Source organism: Corallococcus exercitus (genome assembly GCF_003611585.1).
Taxonomy (GTDB): Bacteria; Myxococcota; Myxococcia; order Myxococcales; family Myxococcaceae; genus Corallococcus; species Corallococcus exercitus.
On the sequence record NZ_RAVW01000917.1, the window covers coordinates 1 to 416 of the forward strand.

1 protein-coding gene is annotated in these 416 nt (G+C 65.6%); it reads right to left on the minus strand.

The genetic code is table 11. The features are described from left to right. Positions 1-408, minus strand: a 408-nt coding sequence (locus tag D7W79_RS46650) for a hypothetical protein (RefSeq protein ID WP_500681260.1), incomplete at its 3' end; no start/stop codon positions are given. Between the last annotated feature and the right edge of the window lie 8 nt (positions 409-416).

A 416-nucleotide genomic window follows, 5' to 3' on the forward strand; every position in this document is an offset into this window, starting at 1 on the left:
ATACAGGCCGGAGTGTTGTGGGGACGCGTCCCGGAACTCCAGATTGACGGAGGCCGCCTGCCACGCCAGCCCCGGGACGGGCTCCATGTGAGCCTCGGCCGAACAGCGCGGCGGGGGGTTTGTTCTGGAACACCCCGCGTAGCTGCGGACGGCCAGGCGAGACGTCCACGTACTCGCGGCGCACGGCGCGTCGGCCGGGGACAGACACTCTGGGAGCTGCGGGTGATACAGACACGATTCGTATATTCGCATCTCGGCACACGAGGTCGGCACGTCGAACCTCAACCAGACGACGTCCATGGCGTAGGTCTGGTCGTCGTGGGCGATGGCATGGATGGAGACGTTCGTGCTGAACGCCTCCCCGGGGGAAAACAGGATAGCTTCCGGAGTCTCCATACGCACGGTCACCCCACGCA